The sequence below is a fragment of the Candidatus Hepatobacter penaei genome (genome assembly GCF_000742475.1).
Classification (GTDB): Bacteria; Pseudomonadota; Alphaproteobacteria; order Holosporales; family Hepatobacteraceae; genus Hepatobacter; species Hepatobacter penaei.
This window is the reverse complement of record NZ_JQAJ01000001.1, coordinates 110,753-131,818: the sequence shown is the minus strand read 5'-3', so window position 1 is coordinate 131,818 and position 21,066 is coordinate 110,753. Positions and strand designations below refer to the sequence as shown.

Here is a 21,066-nt window from a genome sequence, read left to right as displayed (position 1 = left end):
CCAACACACCCCAACAAAGCCGGATAGCAAACATATTTTTCAATGAAATCAATAGCATGCGTACTTATTGTCGATATAGTACGTTAATACAGGGTTTTTTGCAATGACATTTGCTTTTTTATTCAAGGCTTTACCGCGTTTTGATGGCCTTGTTCCCTCAATGGCTTTCTCGTGGCGGCACTATTGACGATGAACGTTTAAGAATCAAATCGCGATTTCATGAATGGCCGCCTCGCAACAACACTGTTGAGTGAATGGCAGCATACTCGTGGCGGCATTGTTTGATAGCACGCGCCTAAGGGTTAGGCCGCGGCAAGCACACCCACCACCGGGGCGTGATCGCTGGGTTTTTCCCACCCCCGCGTGTGACGATCCACATGGGCGCTCAAGGCGCGCTGAGCCACGCCTGGCGACAGCAACAGATGATCAATGCGCAATCCGCGGTCTTCTTCAAAGCCGCGGGTTCTGTAATCCCACCAGGTAAAGGGATTGGTCTGATCTTTTGTGACGCTGGCCTGCAAAGGATCGTAAAACCCCCGATTCAGCAGACGGCGAAACCAGGCCCGCTCTTCATCACTGCACAAAATGCGATTTGACCACAACGACGCATCATAGACATCCGATTCAAAAGGCGCAATGTTGAAATCGCCCCCCACAATCACTTCGTCTGGCCCTTGCAGAAGATGCACCAACCGCGCCTCCAACGCCTGGTAAAACGCTTTTTTCATCAAAAAACGAGGGTGGTCCAGATCTTGGCCATTGGGGGCATACACAGAAATCACCCGCACGCCGGCGGTAAACGCCTCTATATAACGACATTTTGCTGCCGCCCCATCCCCTTGGGCATCTATGACAGATTCAAAATCCACCAACCCGCACGTCACATCCTCAAGGGGGGATGTAGAAAGAATGGCCACACCGTTATAAGATTTTTGACCATGGACACACAGGTTATACCCCAGCTCTTCCACATAAGACGCAGGAAAGGAGAGGTCTTCCACCTTGGTCTCTTGAAGCAACACCACATCCGGCTTGGCCTCTTTCAACCACGTCAACAGCAAAGGCAGCCGGGCCCGCACCGAATTCACGTTCCATGTGGCGATGTTAAGCGTTGTGGTCATGAGGGTCATCCACGAATAGCGTTAAGATTCAAGATCAAAGCAATCGCTCACGGTGTCAAGAGCCTGGTTGTCAGGAGAGTGGATGCCAAAACCTAGATCGCGCGCTTTTGTGCATCCCCTGCCTGCGGTGTCTGTTTTTCATGATGCAACGGCACGGTGGGCACAGCGTCATGATCATGTGATGATACGGCGCGTACAGGCTCCTCTGTGTGCAAGGTTCTTTCCAGGGCATCGGCCTGCTCGCCAAAACGCACCCGCGCCTGAGCATCCAGGGATGTGTTGGCCTCCAACGCTTGCCTGAAGGACGCCAGGGCCTTTTGGGCCTTTTCCGTCTGATCCAAACGCTGATAACACAACGCTACCTTCAGCCGGGTATCCAGCGCCTTGTCACTTTCGGGCCACTTGGTCAAACAGATATCAAACGCTTTCACCGCCTCGTCATATTCACCGCGCACAAAAAATGTGACACCCAACCAATAAGACGCCAGCGCCAAAAAAGAGCTGTGAGGATACAAAGCACAAAAATGACGAAACGCTACGCCGGCCTTTTGATAGTCCCCCTGTTTAAGCAGCGTTAAGGCCCTGTTATAATCATCAGATTCTTCATAAGACGATGCTGTTGCCAAGGATAAGCCGCAATGCCGCTCAAGCCGGGCGACCCGCTCTTTAAGCTTGCGTATATCCTCTTGCGTGATCGCGGCCGTCTCGTGCCCATCTTCAGCCATCTCACACCATGCACGTTGTAAAAAAGAAAACGCGCAAAACCACGCCAGCAGGGAAACACGTATCATAAAAACCGCACGTCAAAACACATCTCTCCTTGCCTAGCACGTTTTTTGCAGACACACAAGCCAGGGCCGAACGCTCACCGTTAAGACGCCGTAACGCCCCCTGAAGACGCGTTATTTCTTTTGTTAATGATGATGATGCATGGAGAGATGGTAAGATGGAACACAAAGATGCCCAAGAAAGGCCCCCCCTATCCCGTTGGATGGCCCGCGCGCGCCAGCTTTTCCCCTGGAAACGCTCTTTGTCAGTGCCGCCGCGCACCCCACCTTTTCGGCGCACACGGGTTCAGCTGGGCATGTCTCTTGAAACGGCCTGCTTGTCGCTGATGATTCCCGTCAATGTACTTAAGAAAATAGAAGACGGGGTCTATGGCATTCCAGGTCATCACCCCGCTTTTTTGGCCCAGGCCATGAAGGATTATGGCGCTTTTTTGGGCATCCCCAAGGCTGATGTTGATGAACAAATCGCGCACATCCCTCAAGATCAACACACAACGCCGCAGCCAGTGTATTTAAGCCAAACGTTTTATGACAAAAAACCCAACCTGGCCCGCCACAGCCTTATTTTGGGCGCAAGCGTGTGCTTATCCTATAGTGTGGGGATGATGGGATGGGCCACCTTTTATGAAACCGGCACCACCTGCACGGCCGATACGTGCCTAATCCCCATGGTGGATCACTTGCATCACATCACCGCCACATCCTCGCAGGAAAAGCGCCCCCACTGCCCCATTGGCGGCTCGTGCCATGAAGGCCATGAGGGAGACAATCACCAGGGACATAAGCGCCCCACCCCCAAACCAGGCCACAAAGCCCCCAAGACCTAAAAGCGCAAGGGGGACCTTCGATCAAGACTGAGCCCTGCTTAAGCAACGTGCCACTTACATACCCCCGAGGTGAGCTAAGCCTTAGGAAGCTGTGCCGTCTTTGCCGTTGTGTGTGGCGCCACCAAGGGAGGGTCTGTGCGGCCTTGGGGGGTGAATGTCCCCGGTCTTGCCATGGTGCGTCATATAGGAAAACCCATTCACGTTGATCAGCGCCAGCAAAGGTGCGTTTGGAAACAAAAGTTCTTCTGGCTCAAAATTCATCTCTGATTAACCCATTCACGTTGATCAGCGCCAGCAAAGGTGCGTTTGGAAACAAAAGTTCTTCTGGCTCAAAATTCATCTCTGATTCCAGTCGCGGCACACGATACATGTCGAGCCCTTCACACGCAATGGTCACTGTGGTTAAAAAGCCAAGCGGGTGTTCTTTGATGGCAGGCAAGATATGCTCCACCCCCAATCTATGTGAATCATACACAATATGCAAGGCCTGAAGGGTTGGGGTCAAGCTCAGCAAGTGTTCCAATAATATGTCGTCACCATACCCATGATCATGTATATTGTTTTCTTTGATCCACACATGCAGATGCTGCAAATGGTCAAAAGGGTGATCCCTATCAATATCCCAACGAAAGTTCAGATGAAGATAACGCAAGTGGTGATGAGATTGAAGGTCACAATAGATGAATCCGTTCGACGTGCCGGCTTTCACAGTATTGACCTTGAGCATCTCAAGGTTGGTCATCTTGCGCAGCATGGACATCAATCCTCCATAGGCTTTTCCTATGTTAGATAATTCCTCTGCACCCTCCCATGTCAGGTGCGTCAAGTTGGCTTGTTTCCACGTATCATCACCACAAGAAACATACCCTTCAACGATGGACAGTTTTTTGAGGTTCGAAGGACAAGGTGTAGAGACGCAACACATATGTGAGAGCACAAGCTCCTTAATGGACGTATCTTTCAAGGTCGTCAGATCTTTGGAGATCCCGTTATAGCTCAAGGCACCTTCTTGCAACCATTGGGCCGTTCTAACCACACTATCAGTCAGGGCGAGCCGTGTGAGCTTGAGCCCCTTCAGGTGTGAAGATTGCACGCCCCCTACACAGTTGAGGCTGAGATCTGTGATCTGCGTGTCTTGGTGCAGGCTGCCGAGTTTTTTTGGGTCTTGCAGGTCAAGATGCCCTAAACCCAGGGTGTGCAAGGCTTTCATGCCTTTAAGTGCTGATAAGCTAAGAGAAAGCGGGGAGATCTCCTCCCCCCCATGCACATGAGCGTTCGGCCCGTGTAGGGTCAGGCTTTCCAGACGCGTCATTGTGAAAAGGCATGCGAAGGCTTCAGATGCTGTCACATCATCATTAAGAAACGTCATGTGCGTGAGTGATAGTTTTGTCAACGGAAGCTTCGCAAATGCTAACCAGCATTGCACCAATGATTCTTTGCTTTGAATAGGCGCAAAGGCATTTTCAAGATGCAAGGTGCGCAAGGCCTTTAGTTTGCTTAAAGCGTCGACAAAGTTTGGCGTGATGGATTGATTTTTAAGCGACAGTTCCACCAAACTTTTCATACAGGACAGGTGCTTGATGTTGTCAAAGTTCTTTGAAGAAATCAAAGGATGAAGAACATGCAAAACTTTTAGATGAGGTGTCAAAGACGTGACCTGCCCTGTCTCAGGATCTTCGCGCACAGGGAGGCAGGCATACTTATGAGAATCGCCTTTTGAGCCCTCATGAATAATCAAGGTGGTAAGGGCGGGCCAACGTTCCTGCCATCGCATGTCCAGATCATAGACGTGCCTATACTCAAGGCGTACAGTCTTTTGGGTTACGTACTCAGGTATGTCTTGGACACATTGTTGAATGGAAGGATTTCCCCCTAAATTCTGGTAGTCCATCTTTAAAGACAGCGCAGGATCAGTAAGCGCAGCTGCGCGTGTGTTAGCCTCATGACATGTGAGCGGCCTTGACAGACGGCTTGACAAAAAGGCATATCGAGAGCCCTTGGACCATTCATGAAGCCTTCGGGAGGTACGGCTCAAGGCTTTTGCCGCCTGTTCTTTTTCTAAAAGGGTTCCCCTCATGCGCTCAAAAATCAGATCAATCATTTCATTGGGCAAGCGGGAAAAAGAGTCCTCTGCATCAGCATTGTCAGAGGCGTTTCCTGCGGCATCGGCAGAGGCCTTTGACGTTGGCAATGCCGTGTTCTCAGCAGTGGCGTGGGTTGGGGCATCCGAAACGGTGCTTGACGCTGGGGCCATCGGGGCGCCCTTTTCACCAGCAAGAGCTTCAGAAACGTCGGGGGGGCAAGGATCAGAGGGTGGAGCCAACAGAGGCGCGGCAAGCGTGGCCACCCCCAAAAACACAGAAAAAACAGAAGAAGAGAGAAAGCGCATCATAAACAACCCAAGGGAGCAGGAAAGAGAGGTGATAAAAAAGTGATATTTTATATCTAAATAAAACAAAAATGCCAAAATATCAAGTTTTTCAATAGGATCTGTCTGTACAGCGCAGGCCCCCTTGAGGGGCGGAGGCAAAATGCAAGGGATGGCCAGCATGAGACAAAATATGAAAGCAGGCGATATGAAGACAGGTGACATGGAGGCAGGTGCATGATTTCAAAAGGGGCCACATCTTGGTGGAGCCGAGGGGAATCGAACCCCTGACCTCGTCATTGCGAACGACGCGCTCTCCCAACTGAGCTACGACCCCATCATCTTATCAGCACCAACGCATGAGCGTCATCTGATCCGCGCCCCTTGATCAGCGTCTCTTCTCAAGCACTCCCTGATCAACAATCGCCTCTGAAAGGCCCTTCAACCTCAAGAAGTCCTCCAGATGGGTGCTAGTGTTCCGCAAAGCGGCATGAAAATCAAGAGCTGCTCCGTCAAGCCTGTGCGTAAAGCGTGTGCCCTAAAACTTCATGCGCACCAGGTGATCCCAAAACCGGGCAAAGCCTCTCTTTTTCTTTTTCTTCTCGCCGATGTGTTGCTTAAGCACACAGTCTTTGACCAACAAAAACTCATAGGTGCCTGCCTCAGCACCACCTTCATACCTTTTGTGAATAGGCTTCTTGTGGGGAGGTTTCTTGAATATCCTTTGGATGGGATAAGGTTTGTGGCGCGCCTCGAGCCGTTTGACTCAACAACAGCCCCGCCACAAACACAAAACCCCATAACCATGTACACTGTTTAACTGACATAACCTGTCTTTTTCTTTAAAATACAATGTTTTATATCGTTTTTAGCCCCGCAGTGCAACGAGTGGACGGGGCAACGGGCAGCGTTGCAGCCTTTGAGGCCGCTTTGAACGCACCTTTCTTTGACAACATTTTTTTCTGAAAGGGCGCCATCTTAAGGCTGGGATGCAGGGATGGGCTGTGGTAAGGTTTTGTCTGATCCACAAGAATACCATGCTACCCCATGACCACCCCACCCCGCGATCTCTCTGTTTTTTTGCCCAAAACCTCTTTTGGGATGCGTGGATTTTTGTCTAAGAAAGAGCCTGAGATGCTGGCATTTTGGAGGGACATCCAGCTTGAAGAGAAACGACGCACACACAATAAGCACGGTCAGCCCTTCATCTTGCACGACGGCCCCCCTTACGCCAACGGGCACCTGCACTTAGGCCACGCTGTAAACAAAATCGCGAAAGATATCATCAACCGTTTTTGGTGGATGCAGGGGCGCAGCATCGCCTTTCGGCCAGGCTGGGATTGTCATGGCCTGCCCATCGAAGCTAAGGTCGAAGAAGCGTTTCGCAAACAGGGACAAGAAAAAAAAGACGTAGCGCCCTTGGCGTTTCGCAAGGCGTGTCGTGCGTTTGCCCAAAAGTGGATTGAAATCCAGCGTGATGAATTTAAGCGCATGGGCCTGTCAGGCCCCTTTGATGACCCCTACACCACCATGACGCCCGACGCTGAAGCGGCTATTGTGCGCAGCTTTTTAGATCTTGTGGAACAACAACAAGTGTATCGCGGCCTTAAACCCGTTTTGTGGTCACCGGTGGAAGAAACCGCCCTGGCCGAGGCGGAGGTGGAATATAAGGACGTCACATCCCACACTGTGTTTGCAGGCCTGCCCTTTACAGATCAGGCCCCACCCACGCTGCAAGGCGCGAAGGCGCTTATCTGGACCACCACGCCATGGACCCTGCCGGCCAACAGAGCTGTGGCCTATGGTGATTTCCCTTATGTAGCTGTGCGCATCACCCAGGCCGCTGACCCCACCATCCATGGCCAAACCTATGTGATGGCAGCACCATGCGTAAAGGCTGTGTGCGAGGTTGCAGGCGTGACCTCCTATGAAGAGGTGGCACGCCTCACCCCCCATGACCTTGAGGGGCTTTATGTCAGGCACCCCCTGTTTCATCAAGGCTATGACATCACTGTGCCCTTGCTGAAGGCTGCGTATGTCACGGCAGACACAGGCACAGGCCTGGTCCACACCGCGCCCGACCACGGCTTAGAGGATTTTTCTCTCGGGCAAGAGCATAACCTGCCCCTGGCAGATCTTTTGCGCCCTAATGGTGTGTTTAAAGACCACGTGCCATTGGTGGGCGGCCACCATCTTTATAAAGTGGCGCCGGTGGTGATAGAGGCCCTGAAGCAAGAGGGAACCCTGTTTCACCATGACAACTTACGTCACAGCTATCCTCATTCATGGCGCTCGAAAACGCCCTTGATTTATCGCGCCACACCGCAATGGTTTTTGCGTCTAGATGGCACACCTTCCTTAAGGCAACAAGCTCTGAACGCCATCAAGCGGGTACAGTTTTTTCCTGCCTCTGGGCAAAATCGTTTAACCGCCATGGTGGAGAGCCGACCTGACTGGTGCTTGTCGCGCCAACGGACGTGGGGGGTGCCCCTCATGCTGTTTATCCATCAAGACACGGGTGATCTTTTGGTTGACCCCCGCGTCAATGCGCATATGGTGGCCCGCGTTAAAGACGAGGGGTGCGATTTTTGGTGGGACACCAGTGCCGAGGATCTTTTAGCGCCCTTTGGCCTGCACGGCTATGCCAAGGTGACCGACATTGTGGATGTGTGGTTTGAATCGGGCCTCACACAAGCCTTTGTGCTGAACGACAGCCTCTGGCCTGCAGACCTTTATCTGGAAGGCTCGGATCAACACCGTGGATGGTTTCAATCATCGTTGGTGTTAGGGTGTGCGCTGCGCGGCGGGGCCCCTTTTAAGGCATTGCTTACCCATGGCTTCCTCACAGATGGTGACGGACAAAAGATGTCAAAATCAGGCGGCAATAACGTCTCCCCCCAGGAGATCATTCAGGAAAAAGGCGCGGATCTCTTACGTCTGTGGACGGCCTCTGCTAACATTTATGAAGATATCAAATTCAGCCCCAATGCTTTCAAAAGCGCCGAAGACACCTATCGACGCTTGCGCAACACCTTCCGCTTTTTACTGGGCAACCTGGCAGACACAACGCCTCTCTCATGCGATCTGGCGACGCTCGACTTTTTAGATGCCTGGATGCTGGCCCGCCTGGATCAAGTTCACCGGGGCGTTGTGGAGGCTCTCTCTCGCTATAACCCTGGTGAGGCGGTGGCCCTGATTCATCATTTTTGCAACACCGATCTGTCCTCGTTCTATTTCGATGTTCGCAAAGATGTGTTGTATTGCGAAGGCCAAGACAGTCCCCAAAGACAGCATTGCCTTTTTGTGTTGTGGCACCTGTTGCGTCACACCATGATGTGGATCGCGCCCTTCCTCCCGTTTACGGCAGAAGACATTTTTCAGACAGCCAAACAAGAATTACCCAACCTTACCCACGATTGGCCCGAAAGTGTCCATTTGATGCACCTGCCCACCCCCAACGCTGCATGGCAAAGGGATGACCTTTTAACAGACATGGCAGCCTTGCGCGATATGCGCAAGCACGTGACTCATGCCCTTGAACACGTCCGCGCGCAGGGGGACATTCGCTCTTCGCTGGAAGCTCATCCTCAATTGATTGTGACCGATGCTGATCTTGAACGCCTGTGCCAACGGCTGGGTACCTCGTTTCTGGCTACGTTGTGCATTACCTCTTCATGTTCTCTTCACAAACGCACCGAAGCTCCTGAACCCAGCTCTCAAGACAATGCCGCTTCATCCTCAGGTCTTTTATGGACAGCGGCGGCGGCAGAGGGCATCCACATAGCTATCCACAGAGCTGATGGCGATAAATGTGAGCGATGCTGGCGTTTTGAAGCGCTAAATGCGCAATCCTTATGTCCCCGATGTGCGGAGGTTGTCGGCGATGTTTACAAAAAAGCCACCTAGAAGCCTTTTTATAGATGTCTTCCACACATCGCCTTGGCTGATGCTGTGTGTGATGATTGCCTTGGTGGTGAGCGCCGATCAACTCACCAAAAAAATGGTTTCTTCATGGCATCACGCTGGTTTGCTTCCCCTGAAGGTCACCCCTTTTTTCAATCTGGTGTATGTGCAAAACAAAGGCATCAGCTTTGGCCTTTTCCCAGCCACGGGACCTTGGGGTGTATGGCTCCTTTTGCTGGGGGCTCTGGTGATCGTGAGCTTGCTGCTTGTGTGGTATGTGCATGCCCCCGTGCGGATGCGTCTTGTGTTGTCTTTGCTGATGGGGGGGGCGCTTGGCAACATGATCGATCGCTTTTTCTATGGCGGCGTGATTGATTTTATCGATGTCTATTACCAAACATGGCACTTTCCTGCCTTTAATGTGGCGGACACCATGATATCCCTTGGCACACTGTTGATTTTGTGGGATGCTCCAAAGGGGGAATCAAAAGGCACGTAAGGTGTTGATGGATGTTTTGTAAAGGGAATAGGGGTATGTGGTCTCTTTTATACCTGGGTGGTGCGCTATTTTTGCTGACAGGATGCTCGTCGTCTACCTTTGTCCCTGATAAGACCTTGCTGACCACGCCGCCCCATGTGGACGAACGCCCCCCGCAAGAACCTGATGCGCCACCGAAGGCGGTACAAGGGAAGAAACGCTGATGTTAACGCCTCCTGCCTCCCAACCATCCTATTATGGGCAAGACATCGCCAGCATCTTTAAAAAGGGCATCGTTTCAGAAAAAGACTATAAAAGCAGCTTTGGTCTGGCGCGTGATGCGGTGGAAACGCTGAAAACAAAAGGCAAAGATAACTATCTTGAAATGCTAGAAGCTGTGTTTTGGCGCGATGACATCTCAAATTTCAACGCCATCGGCACATTCTATCGCCGTTTTCGCAACGTTTTGGTGATTGGTATGGGCGGCGCCAGTCTTTCGGGGCGCGCATTGTGTTCGCTGTTCCAATCATGGGTGATGTCAGATTCATCTTTTCCCTTCATGTATTTTCTTGACAACCTTGATGCAGAAATTTTTTGGGAGCTGATGTCTAACCTCAACCCCAAAACCACGGGTGTGTTGGTGATTTCCAAATCGGGGGAAACACCTGAGACGCTTCTTTTATTGATGCGCTGTTTGGAATATTGGAAAGATTTGCTCACCCCCCAAGAAATCAGCACCAACTTCACCGCTGTCACCACAGAAAAAAGCGCGCTGGCCCGCATCGCCAAGGCTCATCAACTCACCCTGTTAAACCACCCGCCCCACATTGGGGGACGTTTTTCGTGCTTTTCCATTGTCGGTCTTTTGCCTCTGATTATGGTGGGGGGCGACCCACGCAAAGTCAGGCACGGAGGGGCGCTGGTTTTGAAACATTTTTTTGAGGAGCGCGATTCAGACCCTCTGCGCGGTGCGGCGCTCAGTCATGCCTTATATGAAAAATCCATCACATCTCATGTAATCATGCCCTATGGCGATGCCTTTGTGCCCTTGTCTCAGTGGCTGCGTCAATTGGTGGCTGAAAGTTTAGGCAAACAGCAGCAAGGCCTTACGCCCATCACAGCCCTAGGCCCGTGCGATCAACACAGCCAGCTCCAGCTCTATCTGGATGGCCCGCGGGATAAATTTTTTACATTCTTTTCTGAGAAAAACAAACCCCGTGAGAAAATCAAACCCGATCTTTGGCAGGCATTTTCCGAGCTTGATTTTCTGGCCAACGCCACCATCGAAGACTTGATGCATGCTGAACAAGCGGCCACCGCTCATGTCATGAGCGAAAACGGATGCCCGCTTCGCCATATCTATGTCAAAACCCTGAACGAGCTGTCTATGGGGGCGCTTTTTGCCCACTTTACCCTTGAGGTGCTGTTGTTTGCTGAGCTTATTGGTGTGAACCCGTTAACGCAACCTGCGGTGGATAGTGTGAAGGTGCTTGCTAAACGCTTCTTGACGGACACAGAAGCCTATAAACGTCATGTCTCTTAACCCCACGCCGCCCACAATCAAAAAACTTCCCGACACATTGATTAACCAAATCGCTGCCGGTGAGGTTATTGATAATCCCGTCTCTGTGGTGAAAGAGTTGATTGAAAACAGCCTCGACGCCGGAGCGACGCGCATTGATGTCCGCCTCACCAACATGGGATATGCCGAGATATGTGTGACCGACAACGGCCAAGGCATATCACCTGAAGATGTGCCTCTTGCGGTGGTGAAACACGCCACTTCCAAACTAAGTTCACACAATCTGTGGGATATTCACACCTTTGGCTTCAGGGGCGAAGCGCTGGCTGCCCTGGCTTCTGTTTCACACCTGACGATCCATACGCGCATCGCCTCCCAAGACACAGGGGTTGCCATTGATGCCGATACATCATCCGTCAAGCCCGTCAAACGCGAGGTGGGCACCACCATCACCGCTCGCGATTTGTTTTATAATACGCCCGCGCGCCTTAAGTTTACCAAATCAGAGCGGGCCTTGCGCCTTGGCCTCAAGCTTATGCTGACACGCTATGCCTTATGTCATCCCCATCTCACGCTCAACGCCACCGTTGAAGGGCGCTCTTTTTTTCAGCAGCAAGGTGGCCCCGCTGACATGCCTTTCCATGACGCGTTGGCCGCACGCGTGCCGCCCCTTTTTCCTGACCTCTCGGCTGAACAGCTGTGCCGCCTTGATGAATGCGCTCAAGATTATCACCTAACGGGATTGATCGCACCCCCCACCTCCCACAGCGCCACAAGGCAACACCAATATCTTTTTGTGCAAAGACGCCCGGTCCAAGATAAGGTGATGGGCATGGCGCTCAAGCTTGCCTTTCAAGATTTTGTGCCCGCAGGTCGTTTTCCGTGGGCGGTTTTATTTCTTGACCTCCCCCCGGCAAAGATTGACGTCAATGTGCATCCGGCCAAGGAAGAAGTGCGCTTTGCAGAACCTAAATTTTTGACATCATGGCTTATCAACGCCCTCTCCCAGCCCCTTCACCAAGCGCTGGGCCAACAGTCCACAGCCCCCACCGCCTTGCTGATGCAGAAAGAAAAGGCAGCCACGACGCAGCCACCCCTCAAGACACGTACCCCTCAAGAAGCTCACACGCCCTCTGTGCCTCTGGCGGCCACGTCGCCTGCTTCTCAGGATCTTACCTTGCAGAATTCTTCCTTTCAAAAAACCCATCTATCCTCTGCGCCTCCGGTGCCCTCTTTTATGAAGGTGGCCGAAGAGCCACACGCTTTTGATGAGTCTCTACCCTCTTCAGGGAAACAACCCCTTCCCTCTTCATCGTCCTCACTACCATCCCCCTCACCGTCACCCTTGCCTTCTCTCTCTTCCTCTCTTGCCTCAGTCCCCGCGTCGTCATCTGCTGTGAAAGCCACTTCAACTGTACAGTCTGATCTCCCCCTAGAGCGCCGACCTCTCGGGCGCGCCCTGGGCCAAATTCATGCCAGCTATATTGTGGCTGAAAACGAAGCTGGATTGGTGCTTGTTGACCAGCACGCAGCGCATGAACGCATCACCTATGAACGTATTAAGAAAGAGCTGACGCACAACCAACCGGTGGCCTTGCTTATTCCTGAGCTTCTCACCCTCACAGCGCCAGCCGTCAAAGCCCTGACCCACGTTCAGGGCCCCCTCAAAGCCTGGGGACTTCACGTTGAGCCCCAAGATGCTGAGCATGTGATGGTCTATAGCGTGCCCACCCTTTTACAGCACAAAAAACGAAGCCTGTGGGTGGATGACCTTGCCCAAGCGCTGATGCACGATATGCAACAAGAATCTGCCTGGGAGAAACAGGATGAACACGAAACTCAAGGGGAGCAGGAAGTTCATGATGAACACAAAGCCCATGGCCCACAAAACGCACAGGACAGGCATCCGCCTTCAGACGGTCTGCCTTCTTCTTCTGCCACGCAGGCACAAGGCTTCCATCCAAAAACAGCCCTTGACCACCATCTTTGGCGTGCTTTTTGTGTGGTGTTAGGAAATCACGCCTGTAAAAACAGCATTAAGGCGAACCACAGACTTTCTCTGGATGAAATGAATCATCTTTTACGCACCATGGAAGCCACGCCCCATTCTGGGCAATGCAATCATGGAAGACCCACGTCTATCGTCTTAACCAAACAAGAGATCGCCCGCCTTTTCGGCCGACACTAAGACGGGCGCGCTGGTAATCACTAACTCTTGACATCCACAGTGAACGGCATCGGCAACAGGGAGGCTTGAGCCTTTTCAAGACGCTGCCCGGCCATCACATTTTTCTGAATGTCATCCACCAGATCGTCAAACTGACCGCTCTCCACCAAAGATTGCCCCCAGGCTGTGACCATAGGCTCTTTCATCACCGCCAATGATGAATGCGGTGCTTCCTGGTCATCAAAAGGGTTAGACACCATCGCCTCAAACAAGCTGTCCATCAATTGACCCACCATATGGGCCACAAAGTCTTGAGACGCCTGACGGCTATCCACCCGAAATTGCTGATCATAGAGCGGGTTTTTGTGGGCAACTTCATAGTCATGGGGCGTGAGATGAGGAAGAGGCGATGACGAGATCATGATGTTTATTCTCCTGCTGATTCGGCTGGGGGCGTTTCTGTAGTGCTGGCAGGCGTTTCGCTCGCGCTGTTTTCGTTGCTGCTTTTTGCCAAAATCTCTAAGGCCAGGGCGATGGCCACAGCCTCTTTAACCCCCACGTCACGCGACGATTGTTGCGACGCTTGGGGCGCCGGCGCACGATTCGCAGGCCTTGATGCATATCCTCTGTCACCTTCTTGCCTGTAATCTTGTCTATACCTGGGCGGTTGCGGATCACGGTCATCATACCGATAAGATCGATTCTGCGGTGGCGGTTGACGACGCTTGGGTGGATAGGCCTCATAATCATCCTCATCATCGATGCGTTGTCTTTTGTAGCCCGCGCCACCTCTTTGCTCGCCGCTGGCGCGTTGCCTTTGGGCTTGCTTTCTGCGCTGCTCAGCCCGTGCATCTCGGTTGGCATCGCTGCGCTGCCCTTGCTCCCTGTCTGCGGCATAATCCGCACGTAACAAAGGCTCACACATAAGCAGCGCCAGCAACATGACCCAACAACCTTGGCACCACATCATTAGGAAATCTCAAGCTGGGCATGCAACGCCCCGGCAGAATTGATGGCACGAATCACGGATGACAAGTCACTGGCAGGCAGTTGCAGAGCATTTAACCCATCCACCAAATCGCGCAAACGCACACTGGAAGGAATGATCGCAATTTTTTTAGGGGGCGATTCTTCTACATCCACATCTGATTCAGGGGTAATCACCGTCCGTATGTTTTTGGGCCCTTGTTGGGTGTTGCTCACAGATTGATTCACACCGCCACTTGCACCACCAGGCGCCCCACCGCCTGCACCACCGGCAGTCCCAGCACCACCGGCTCCGCCCGTGCCACCGGCTCCGCCCGGACCTGTGGGGGCGCCACTCATTTGATTCACATCACCCCCAAAAAAAGCCATGGGCGCATCGGGTTGTGACACATTGAAGCTTTCTTGAATGCGCACCGTCAAATTACCATGAGACACGGCCACAGTGCTGATATGCACCGTATCCCCAATCACCACCACACCTTCGCGCTCATCAAGAATCACTTTGGCCGTTTGGGCGGGCACAATATTAAGGTTTTCTATATCTGACAAAATATGCAGCAAATGAGGTTGATGCGTCTTGGGAATCGTCAGGGTGATGGTGGTTGAATCCACGGCCTTAGCCATTTTGGGCGAGATATTCTCATTAATCACTTCTTCAATGCGGCGCGCGGTGGTGAGATCGGGGATGCGCAGCGATAAATTTAATTTATCCATATTGGTCATAGAAAATTGAGATTCGCGCTCGACAATGGCGCCGTTGCTAATCACAGCGGCTGTCGGCACACCGCGCGTCACAGATGTGCCCGAACGCCCGCCTGCATAAAAACTGCTGCTGGCCAGGGTGCCTTGGGCAACAGCATAGACCTCACTGTCTGCGCCCAACAGCGGCGTCACCAGAAGAGTGCCTCCCTTAAGGCTTTTAGAATCACCCATGGCCGACACCACCACATCAATGGTAGACCCTTGCCTGGCAAAAGGGGGCAATTTAGCCGTCACCATCACGGCAGCCACGTTGCGTGTGTTGATAGTATTACCGCCGCCATCAAGGCGTGTTCCCACACCCAAACGATCTAACATAGAAATAAGGGTTGCCTTTGTGAACGGCGAGCCCCTTAACGTATCGCCCGTGCCATTGAGACCCACCACCAAGCCATACCCCACCAACATATTGTGGCGAATGCCTTCCACGTGGGAAATATCCTTGATGCGTGTATAGGTCAAATCCGCGTGCAGCCACGGCCACCACAATGCCATTACGCATAAAAGTCGAAACATGCCACGCATTGATCCTTTGTCAAACGGGGCCAGTGTAGACAAGCTCTTTTTATTTTTTCCTAAAAAAAAGAAAAACCTTTGCCTTTCTCTTACCGCTTCGTCATACGCATGTTGACATAAAGGCGCAAACACCCTTGGAGCACGGGGCCTTTTCTTGGCCCTTTTTTTCTGTTAAACCTTTTGCTATAGGTTGTCTTTTATTCCTTGGCATTTCTTGTCTTCTTATGATTCAGCAGGCCACATGTAAGGCGCCCGATCCTTTGGTGCGCGATATTCTCCAGCGATTTCGCCAATCTCTTGATTTGCCCGACCCCTCTGTGTGCGCTCCCGTGGCGGTGGCCATGTCGGGGGGAGTGGATTCAAGCGTGACGGCAGCGGCCCTGTCTTTTTTTGGCTATCAGGTAGTGGGGCTGACCCTCAAGCTTTATGGCGGCACATCATCACATCGGCCCGGTACCTGTTGTGCGGGCAAAGATATTGCCGATGCGCAAAAAGTGGCCTTTGGCGCGGGGTTTGCCCACTATGTGCTCAATTATGAGCAGCGTTTTCACGCCTCTGTCATCAAACCCTTTACCCAAAGTTATGCCGAAGGAAAAACGCCCCTGCCGTGCGTTTTGTGTAACCAAACGGTCAAATTTTCCGACCTTCTCAGCCATGCCCAAACGCTTGGGTGCGCAGCCCTTGTCACGGGCCATTATATCCAGCGCATTCAAAACCCCAAGGGTCCCCGGCTCTATCGCGGCCTTGACCCGGCTAAAGATCAAAGCTATTTCCTGTTTGCCACCACGCGCGAAGAGGTGGATTACCTGCGCTTTCCCTTAGGGGGGCTGCATAAAAAAGAAACGCGTCTTTTGGCCGATTTTTTGGGTTTGTGCGTAGCAGAAAAAAAGGAAAGCCAGGATATCTGCTTTGTGGGCGGCGGACGTTATGATGACTTTATCCGCAAAACCTCGCCAGAGGCCTTTGTGAAGGGGCCCATCACCCATATCGATGGGCGCCATTTGGGCACACATCAAGGCATCGCCCACTACACCATTGGCCAGAGGCGTGGATTGAACCTGAATGAAAATGAACCCCTGTTTGTGGTGAATATTCACCCCCAAACCCATGAAGTCCGCGTGGGACCTAAAGAAGCCCTCTTTTGCCACGCCTTGTCCCTTGAAAAGGTCAATTGGCTTTTAGATCCGTGCGAGCAAACAAGCCGCACCCTTTCGGTGAAGGTGCGCTCATCAGGCGCGTGTCATGAGGCGCGCGCGCTGTTTGATGCCAAAACCCACACAGCCTTAGTGTCGTTAAGAGAGCCCGAGGCGGGCGTGGCCCCGGGCCAGGCGTGCGTCTTTTATGACGATGATCTGCTTCTTGGCGGCGGCTGGATCCAGTCAACACATCAACACCCCATCAAAAAACAGGAGCCCTTTTTATGTTCCGCACAACCTGTCTATGGGCATGCGTCCTAGCTCTTTACACTCTTGACCCCTTGGGCTTTACCCGCCCGCACGGCCTTTATGCCTTTCCTCCTCAGCCACCCATGCCCCCTGAAGCCACCCACGCCCTGGCCAAGCTGTTGATACAAAAAGCCAAGCTCCCGTCACAGCAGCCGCCCACACAAAAACCACCCGCTCCCCTAAAACCCTCCATTTCCTGCAAAGATTTGATCCACAGCACCCTCAATGCCCCGAGTGACGGCAAGGTGGTGAGCATTTGTGAAAATGCCAAAGACCGGTGCGTGGAATATGCGGCCCTTAAATATCTTGTTGAGCGCGGGCAAAGCCCCTTCCCTGAAGAGCAAACCTTACGCTTCTTGGCCGAACTTAAGGAAAAGAGCATCGAAGGGCGAGCGCGCTGTGAAACCGTGCGCCGGGCCTGCCGGGATAAAGATTTCCTCACCTCCCTTTTTGACTCCCGCGAATCTGCCAGCTATCGCCGGATTGAACGTTAATTGAGCGCTGATCTCCGTTTGGGGGCCAGATAGCCGCTCTCTTATGCTGTCCCTGGCCTGTGCCTGTGTTTACGGAATCCATGCTTTTTGACAAATCGTCATTTTTTGTCCTATCATCAGCTTTTATCGCGTAGGTTGACAGTTATGCACCTGTTTCTTGGCATGGTCGCGTTTTTGACGGGGCTCTTTTATGCTGTTTCGCCCCTGACTGCCACCGGCGAAACCATGCTTCACACGTTGGAGGCCTTTGACCCCCTGCTTTACGCCTTTGACGCTCGCCCCACACACACCCTGAATGCCCAAGGCCTGGAGATCAAGCCTGCAACGGTGCTTTTTTTGCCCAGCACACACCCAAGACATGAAATTCAATCTCGTTTTGTTGACACATCCGCGTTTCATAAGCTCACAGAAGAGACGCGCACTCTTGATGAAGCGTGCCGTGAGTTTCGCACCCACATCTCAAACGAACACCCCTTAAGGCTGACTATTCATGTGAAAAAAGGAAACCACCCTTTATGTTTGCACGCACAGCACATCCAACATCTCAGCATCACGGTGGATGAAAAAATCTATCCCCTCACCTTAGGCGATGTGCCTGATGTCACGCACGTCACCCTTAACCTCCACCTTGCTGGGGTGACCCATCTCCCTGAAGGGTTAGCAACACTCCCCAAACTACGCACCCTGTCTTTTACTGTTCATGATCCGTTTCTTTTGTCTGTGCCCCAGGCACTGGCCGACCGAAAACCCGTGATGTCATGTCATCCTATCTTGGAATATATCCATATTGATGGGCAACAAGGCTGGGCGGGGCTGTATGATGAATCCAAGCACGCCTTTCCTACCCCGACCTCAGACGATGCATCAGAAAGTTTTCCAGGTGGTTTGCCAGGCGGCTTGCCAGATGATGTATTCGGGGGTGACAGCCTCACAAGCGGTCTACCCAATCATTCACCCAAAAAGGGGCCTCTCTATAACCGCTTTCCCATCGTGGCCTGCAATGAGGCAACAGCCCTGGTTTTAGAGAAAAGTTGGAAGATGCCCATGACGCCGTGCCGCCTGCACTTCCTTCCTACTGAAAAAAAGGGAGCACCAGATGCCCCACCAGTCCCTACCTTTTTTGAGGTGACAAAAACGTTTGCTGATCCTGTCATCACGGCTATCCGCATCTTTAATAAAACACCACCCAAGGCTTGGCAATGGCAAAAAGAAATAGATTTCCCTGCGTTTGTACCTCCCTTTGGAGATATGCAAAGCGTTTTGACACAAAGATGTCGTGAATGCAAAAACCTCACCTCTCAAGCCCCCCTTTATTGGGAAAACGCCATAGAGGTTACGTCACAAGGCACTACACACAAAATGATTGGCCGGCTTGAGGTAGAGCCCGTGTTTTCTCACACCGCTTCAGATGAGGCCACCATCGATAAGGCCTCAGGCTTTGCCCTGACCCTTGTGTGGTCACAAGCTGAGCCAGATAAGCCTGCCATGACTTTATCTTTAGGACCTCTCTATATCAAAAATGACTTGGTGCGGGAAGGTCACCCACCCTATTACACAGAGGCCTTAGCACAAGAAAACTATACTTCTCAGGGCAAAGACTTTATCAATGTTCACCAAATGTATGAAGGCACATCTTATGTCAGGGCGTTCTTAACCCACATCATGAACACCTTGATGGCCCAAACCCTTCGTCATCAACACATCCATGCCCGCAAAGACGCATCGAAAGACACAGCGCGGACAGAGAAAACCTCGCAGGATAAAATGCCTGCCCACCCTGCAGTTGACCCTTCTCTCCTCAAAGAGGGTTCCTGCTAACAACCAACGCCCCTTGACAAGAGCCATCCTCTTAAGAGCAAGAGGGGATACACTGGCCTATCACGCACAGCATCGCACAAGAGCGGCTCTTTAAGACCTCTCAGGAATAGGGGCCTCTTCTTCGGCCCATGCCAGAAGGTGCACAAGCTGGTCAATCACCCGCTGGGTTTCTTGCCTGTGCCACGCCGCCCATTGCGCATGGGTGATGGCAAATTCGCTGATCCGCGCCAGCCCAATATAGGTGCCCAATAACGCCAGAGACGCCTCAATGCGCAGCATCACCACATCATGGGGGTGTTGTAATAGCACCCGGCGCACCTTGTGTGCATCGTCTGCCAACCGCGTGAGAGAGGCCGCCACGTCATGAATAACCGGTTGGCGATCCAAGATCCACCCCTCCTCCCTTTTGAGAAACGGGCATTGCTTTGCCATCTCCAGCGAGGCTTCAGCATAAAGGGTCAGGTGGGTCACCACGTCTTGAAGGGTTTTGTTTTTGAACCGCATCCCTGCCTGGCGCTGATCAGGCGTCGGCTCTTTCACCGAAACAGGCAGCCCATACCCCACACCGCGTATGTTGGTGATCATGTCACCCAGCCCGGGGCGCACGTGGTGAAGCGTTTGCCGCAGCGCTGACATTTTGCGATGAAGGCGGGTATCATCCGTGCACACCATATGACGCTTGAGCAACACAGACGTGAGGTGCGCATAAGACACAGGCTCAGGGTGATGGGCAAACAGGGCCGCTAACATGTCAGCATGGTGGAGTTTGAGACGATGCTGGCGATGAGCCGCCTCAGAGGACACCTCCAGCACCATGGCCGACACATTGAGGGTGTAGGTCCACCCAGTGCGTGTATCAATCAGCTGTTTAACATTCATCCAGGTTATAAAACGCTTTTGTCTGCCCCTTCTTGATACGACAGGATGTGATCCGAATCAACCCAATGTCGTGCACACACGCCACATGCGTGCCGCCACAGGGCACAGGCGGAAAGCCCTCAATCACGCATACCCACAGCGCTTTGTCCGCAGGCAACGCCAAGGATGAAGGCAGCGCGGCCACATCTGCTGGCTGCAAGGCGCGCGTGGTGACCCGGCGATTTTCATGTCCTGCAAGGGCTTCTTGCATTCTAGCGGCCAGATCGGGCACCTCACACACGCCGTCCCACGCCACATAAGCTTCCCCCTGGAAATTGATGCGCTTTGATGGCCTGAAGGCCCCACAAACGTTCACCCAAGGCAGCCACAAAATGCCCCGCCGTGTGATAACGCGCATGAAGATGGCGCCGCGCGGCATGAACCTTCAAACGCACCGCTTGACCCGGTGAAAGCCCATCGCCTGGACTTCTGGGCGCGAGATAGTGGTGCACACGCCCGCCCACCAAGCGCACATCCACCACAGAAGCAGACATGTCTGCCCCTTGTATTTCTCCCTGATCAGCTGGCTGGCCGCCGCCTTGCGGGTAAAACACCGTCTGATCCACCACCACAAACGGCCCCCGCACATCGGTGTCACAGGCCATCACCAAGGCTGAGGCTTCCAAACAGGTGGGGGCCTCTCTATACATCAACTGTGTCGCCATCGCTGGGCCCATTGGCTGTGCAGGTTGCTGTTTATCTGGCTGTGTCGTCATCTTGGGCTCCTTTCAGTCCTTGGTGTGCCTTGGCAAAGCCTGAGCTCACCATAAGGCACGAGTTAAGCGCCAGGCTAGCACCCATACACAAGGATCACGAGCACACAGACCTCCTCTCACGAGGGAAAAACACACTTTTTATCCCCAGATTATCCCCGTTTTCTCCATGGGGTTTGCCCTCCCTTTTGTGCAGAAGACTTTTGATGCCAACAGCCCCCCACATTCCCTCCTTTACAGAT

The 21,066-nt window shown here is 52.6% G+C and carries 20 protein-coding genes and 1 tRNA gene; 10 read left to right on the top strand and 11 right to left on the bottom strand.

The window, feature by feature from the left end:
• Positions 1-302: 302 nt before the first annotated feature.
• Both xth and ybgF read right to left on the bottom strand, forming a co-directional pair.
• Complete coding sequence (gene xth / locus IG82_RS0100775; RefSeq protein WP_031933791.1) at positions 303-1,121, bottom strand: exodeoxyribonuclease III; 819 nt, start codon at positions 1,119-1,121, stop codon at positions 303-305.
• A gap of 92 nt (positions 1,122-1,213) precedes the next feature.
• The gene (gene ybgF, locus IG82_RS06800) at positions 1,214-1,912 is read right to left on the bottom strand and encodes a tol-pal system protein YbgF (protein ID WP_052545544.1); all 699 of its coding nucleotides are present in this window, start codon (positions 1,910-1,912) and stop codon (positions 1,214-1,216) included.
• A gap of 155 nt (positions 1,913-2,067) precedes the next feature.
• Between ybgF and IG82_RS0100765 the strand changes: the two genes are divergently transcribed.
• The gene (locus tag IG82_RS0100765; RefSeq protein ID WP_031933789.1) at positions 2,068-2,736 is read left to right on the top strand and encodes a helix-turn-helix domain-containing protein; all 669 of its coding nucleotides are present in this window, start codon (positions 2,068-2,070) and stop codon (positions 2,734-2,736) included.
• A gap of 81 nt (positions 2,737-2,817) precedes the next feature.
• On the opposite strand, the gene IG82_RS0100760 is transcribed toward IG82_RS0100765, so the two are convergent.
• The 3 genes from IG82_RS0100760 to IG82_RS0100750 form a co-directional block, all read right to left on the bottom strand.
• The gene (locus tag IG82_RS0100760) at positions 2,818-2,997 is read right to left on the bottom strand and encodes a hypothetical protein (protein WP_031933788.1); all 180 of its coding nucleotides are present in this window, start codon (positions 2,995-2,997) and stop codon (positions 2,818-2,820) included.
• Positions 2,987-5,287 (bottom strand): hypothetical protein, encoded by a 2,301-nt coding sequence (locus IG82_RS0100755; protein ID WP_031933787.1) that lies wholly within the window; start codon positions 5,285-5,287, stop codon positions 2,987-2,989. The genes IG82_RS0100760 and IG82_RS0100755 overlap by 11 nt, the downstream gene beginning before the upstream one ends.
• 78 nt (positions 5,288-5,365) lie before the next feature.
• Positions 5,366-5,441: transfer RNA gene (locus IG82_RS0100750), tRNA-Ala, on the bottom strand.
• A 126-nt stretch (positions 5,442-5,567) separates the two neighbouring features.
• Between IG82_RS0100750 and IG82_RS0100745 the strand changes: the two genes are divergently transcribed.
• The 6 genes from IG82_RS0100745 (at position 5,568) to mutL (ending at position 13,195) form a co-directional block, all read left to right on the top strand.
• Positions 5,568-5,924 (top strand): hypothetical protein, encoded by a 357-nt coding sequence (locus tag IG82_RS0100745; protein WP_031933786.1) that lies wholly within the window; start codon positions 5,568-5,570, stop codon positions 5,922-5,924.
• 227 nt (positions 5,925-6,151) lie between these two features.
• A complete protein-coding gene (gene ileS, locus IG82_RS0100735; RefSeq protein ID WP_031933785.1) occupies positions 6,152-9,010 on the top strand; it encodes an isoleucine--tRNA ligase in 2,859 nt (952 codons plus the stop codon).
• Between the two features lie 40 nt (positions 9,011-9,050).
• Complete coding sequence (gene lspA / locus IG82_RS0100730; RefSeq protein WP_216476113.1) at positions 9,051-9,506, top strand: signal peptidase II; 456 nt, start codon at positions 9,051-9,053, stop codon at positions 9,504-9,506.
• 35 nt (positions 9,507-9,541) lie between these two features.
• A complete protein-coding gene (locus IG82_RS07130; RefSeq protein WP_156095276.1) occupies positions 9,542-9,709 on the top strand; it encodes a hypothetical protein in 168 nt (55 codons plus the stop codon).
• Positions 9,709-11,028: a phosphoglucose isomerase-related protein gene (locus IG82_RS0100720; protein WP_052545542.1), complete on the top strand. Its 1,320-nt coding sequence runs from the start codon at positions 9,709-9,711 to the stop codon at positions 11,026-11,028. The genes IG82_RS07130 and IG82_RS0100720 overlap by 1 nt, the downstream gene beginning before the upstream one ends.
• Entirely contained in the window at positions 11,018-13,195 is a 2,178-nt protein-coding gene (gene mutL, locus IG82_RS0100715) for a DNA mismatch repair endonuclease MutL (RefSeq protein ID WP_031933782.1), read from the top strand. Before IG82_RS0100720 ends, mutL begins: the two co-directional genes overlap by 11 nt.
• A 20-nt stretch (positions 13,196-13,215) precedes the next feature.
• Here mutL and IG82_RS0100710 read toward each other — a convergent pair whose 3' ends face one another.
• Genes IG82_RS0100710 through IG82_RS06545 form a run of 3 tightly spaced genes read right to left on the bottom strand, consistent with a single transcriptional unit; the run spans position 13,216 to position 15,436 of the window.
• Complete coding sequence (locus IG82_RS0100710; RefSeq protein WP_031933781.1) at positions 13,216-13,596, bottom strand: hypothetical protein; 381 nt, start codon at positions 13,594-13,596, stop codon at positions 13,216-13,218.
• Between the two features lie 5 nt (positions 13,597-13,601).
• The gene (locus IG82_RS0100705) at positions 13,602-14,117 is read right to left on the bottom strand and encodes a hypothetical protein (protein ID WP_135958078.1); all 516 of its coding nucleotides are present in this window, start codon (positions 14,115-14,117) and stop codon (positions 13,602-13,604) included.
• 26 nt (positions 14,118-14,143) lie between these two features.
• Positions 14,144-15,436: a flagellar basal body P-ring protein FlgI gene (locus IG82_RS06545; protein ID WP_168338529.1), complete on the bottom strand. Its 1,293-nt coding sequence runs from the start codon at positions 15,434-15,436 to the stop codon at positions 14,144-14,146.
• A gap of 341 nt (positions 15,437-15,777) precedes the next feature.
• On the opposite strand from IG82_RS06545, the gene mnmA reads away from it, so the two are divergent.
• From mnmA to IG82_RS0100685, 3 genes are all read left to right on the top strand, one after another.
• Positions 15,778-16,893 carry a tRNA 2-thiouridine(34) synthase MnmA gene (mnmA, locus tag IG82_RS0100695; RefSeq protein ID WP_245591050.1) on the top strand — a complete coding sequence of 372 codons (1,116 nt, stop codon included), beginning with the start codon at positions 15,778-15,780 and terminating at the stop codon, positions 16,891-16,893.
• A complete protein-coding gene (locus IG82_RS0100690) occupies positions 16,857-17,375 on the top strand; it encodes a hypothetical protein (RefSeq protein ID WP_156095275.1) in 519 nt (172 codons plus the stop codon). The genes mnmA and IG82_RS0100690 overlap by 37 nt, the downstream gene beginning before the upstream one ends.
• 144 nt (positions 17,376-17,519) lie before the next feature.
• Positions 17,520-19,193, top strand: coding sequence for a hypothetical protein (locus IG82_RS0100685; protein WP_031933776.1), 1,674 nt, complete (start codon positions 17,520-17,522; stop codon positions 19,191-19,193).
• Between the two features lie 90 nt (positions 19,194-19,283).
• On the opposite strand, the gene IG82_RS0100680 is transcribed toward IG82_RS0100685, so the two are convergent.
• From IG82_RS0100680 to IG82_RS0100670, 3 genes are read right to left on the bottom strand one after another with little or no spacing between them, the layout of a single operon-like run.
• Positions 19,284-20,072, bottom strand: coding sequence for a helix-turn-helix domain-containing protein (locus IG82_RS0100680; protein WP_031933775.1), 789 nt, complete (start codon positions 20,070-20,072; stop codon positions 19,284-19,286).
• A complete protein-coding gene (locus tag IG82_RS0100675; protein ID WP_031933774.1) occupies positions 20,062-20,367 on the bottom strand; it encodes an alanyl-tRNA editing protein in 306 nt (101 codons plus the stop codon). Before IG82_RS0100675 ends, IG82_RS0100680 begins: the two co-directional genes overlap by 11 nt.
• Entirely contained in the window at positions 20,345-20,827 is a 483-nt protein-coding gene (locus IG82_RS0100670) for an alanine--tRNA ligase-related protein (RefSeq protein WP_052545540.1), read from the bottom strand. Before IG82_RS0100670 ends, IG82_RS0100675 begins: the two co-directional genes overlap by 23 nt.
• Positions 20,828-21,066 lie beyond the last annotated feature (239 nt).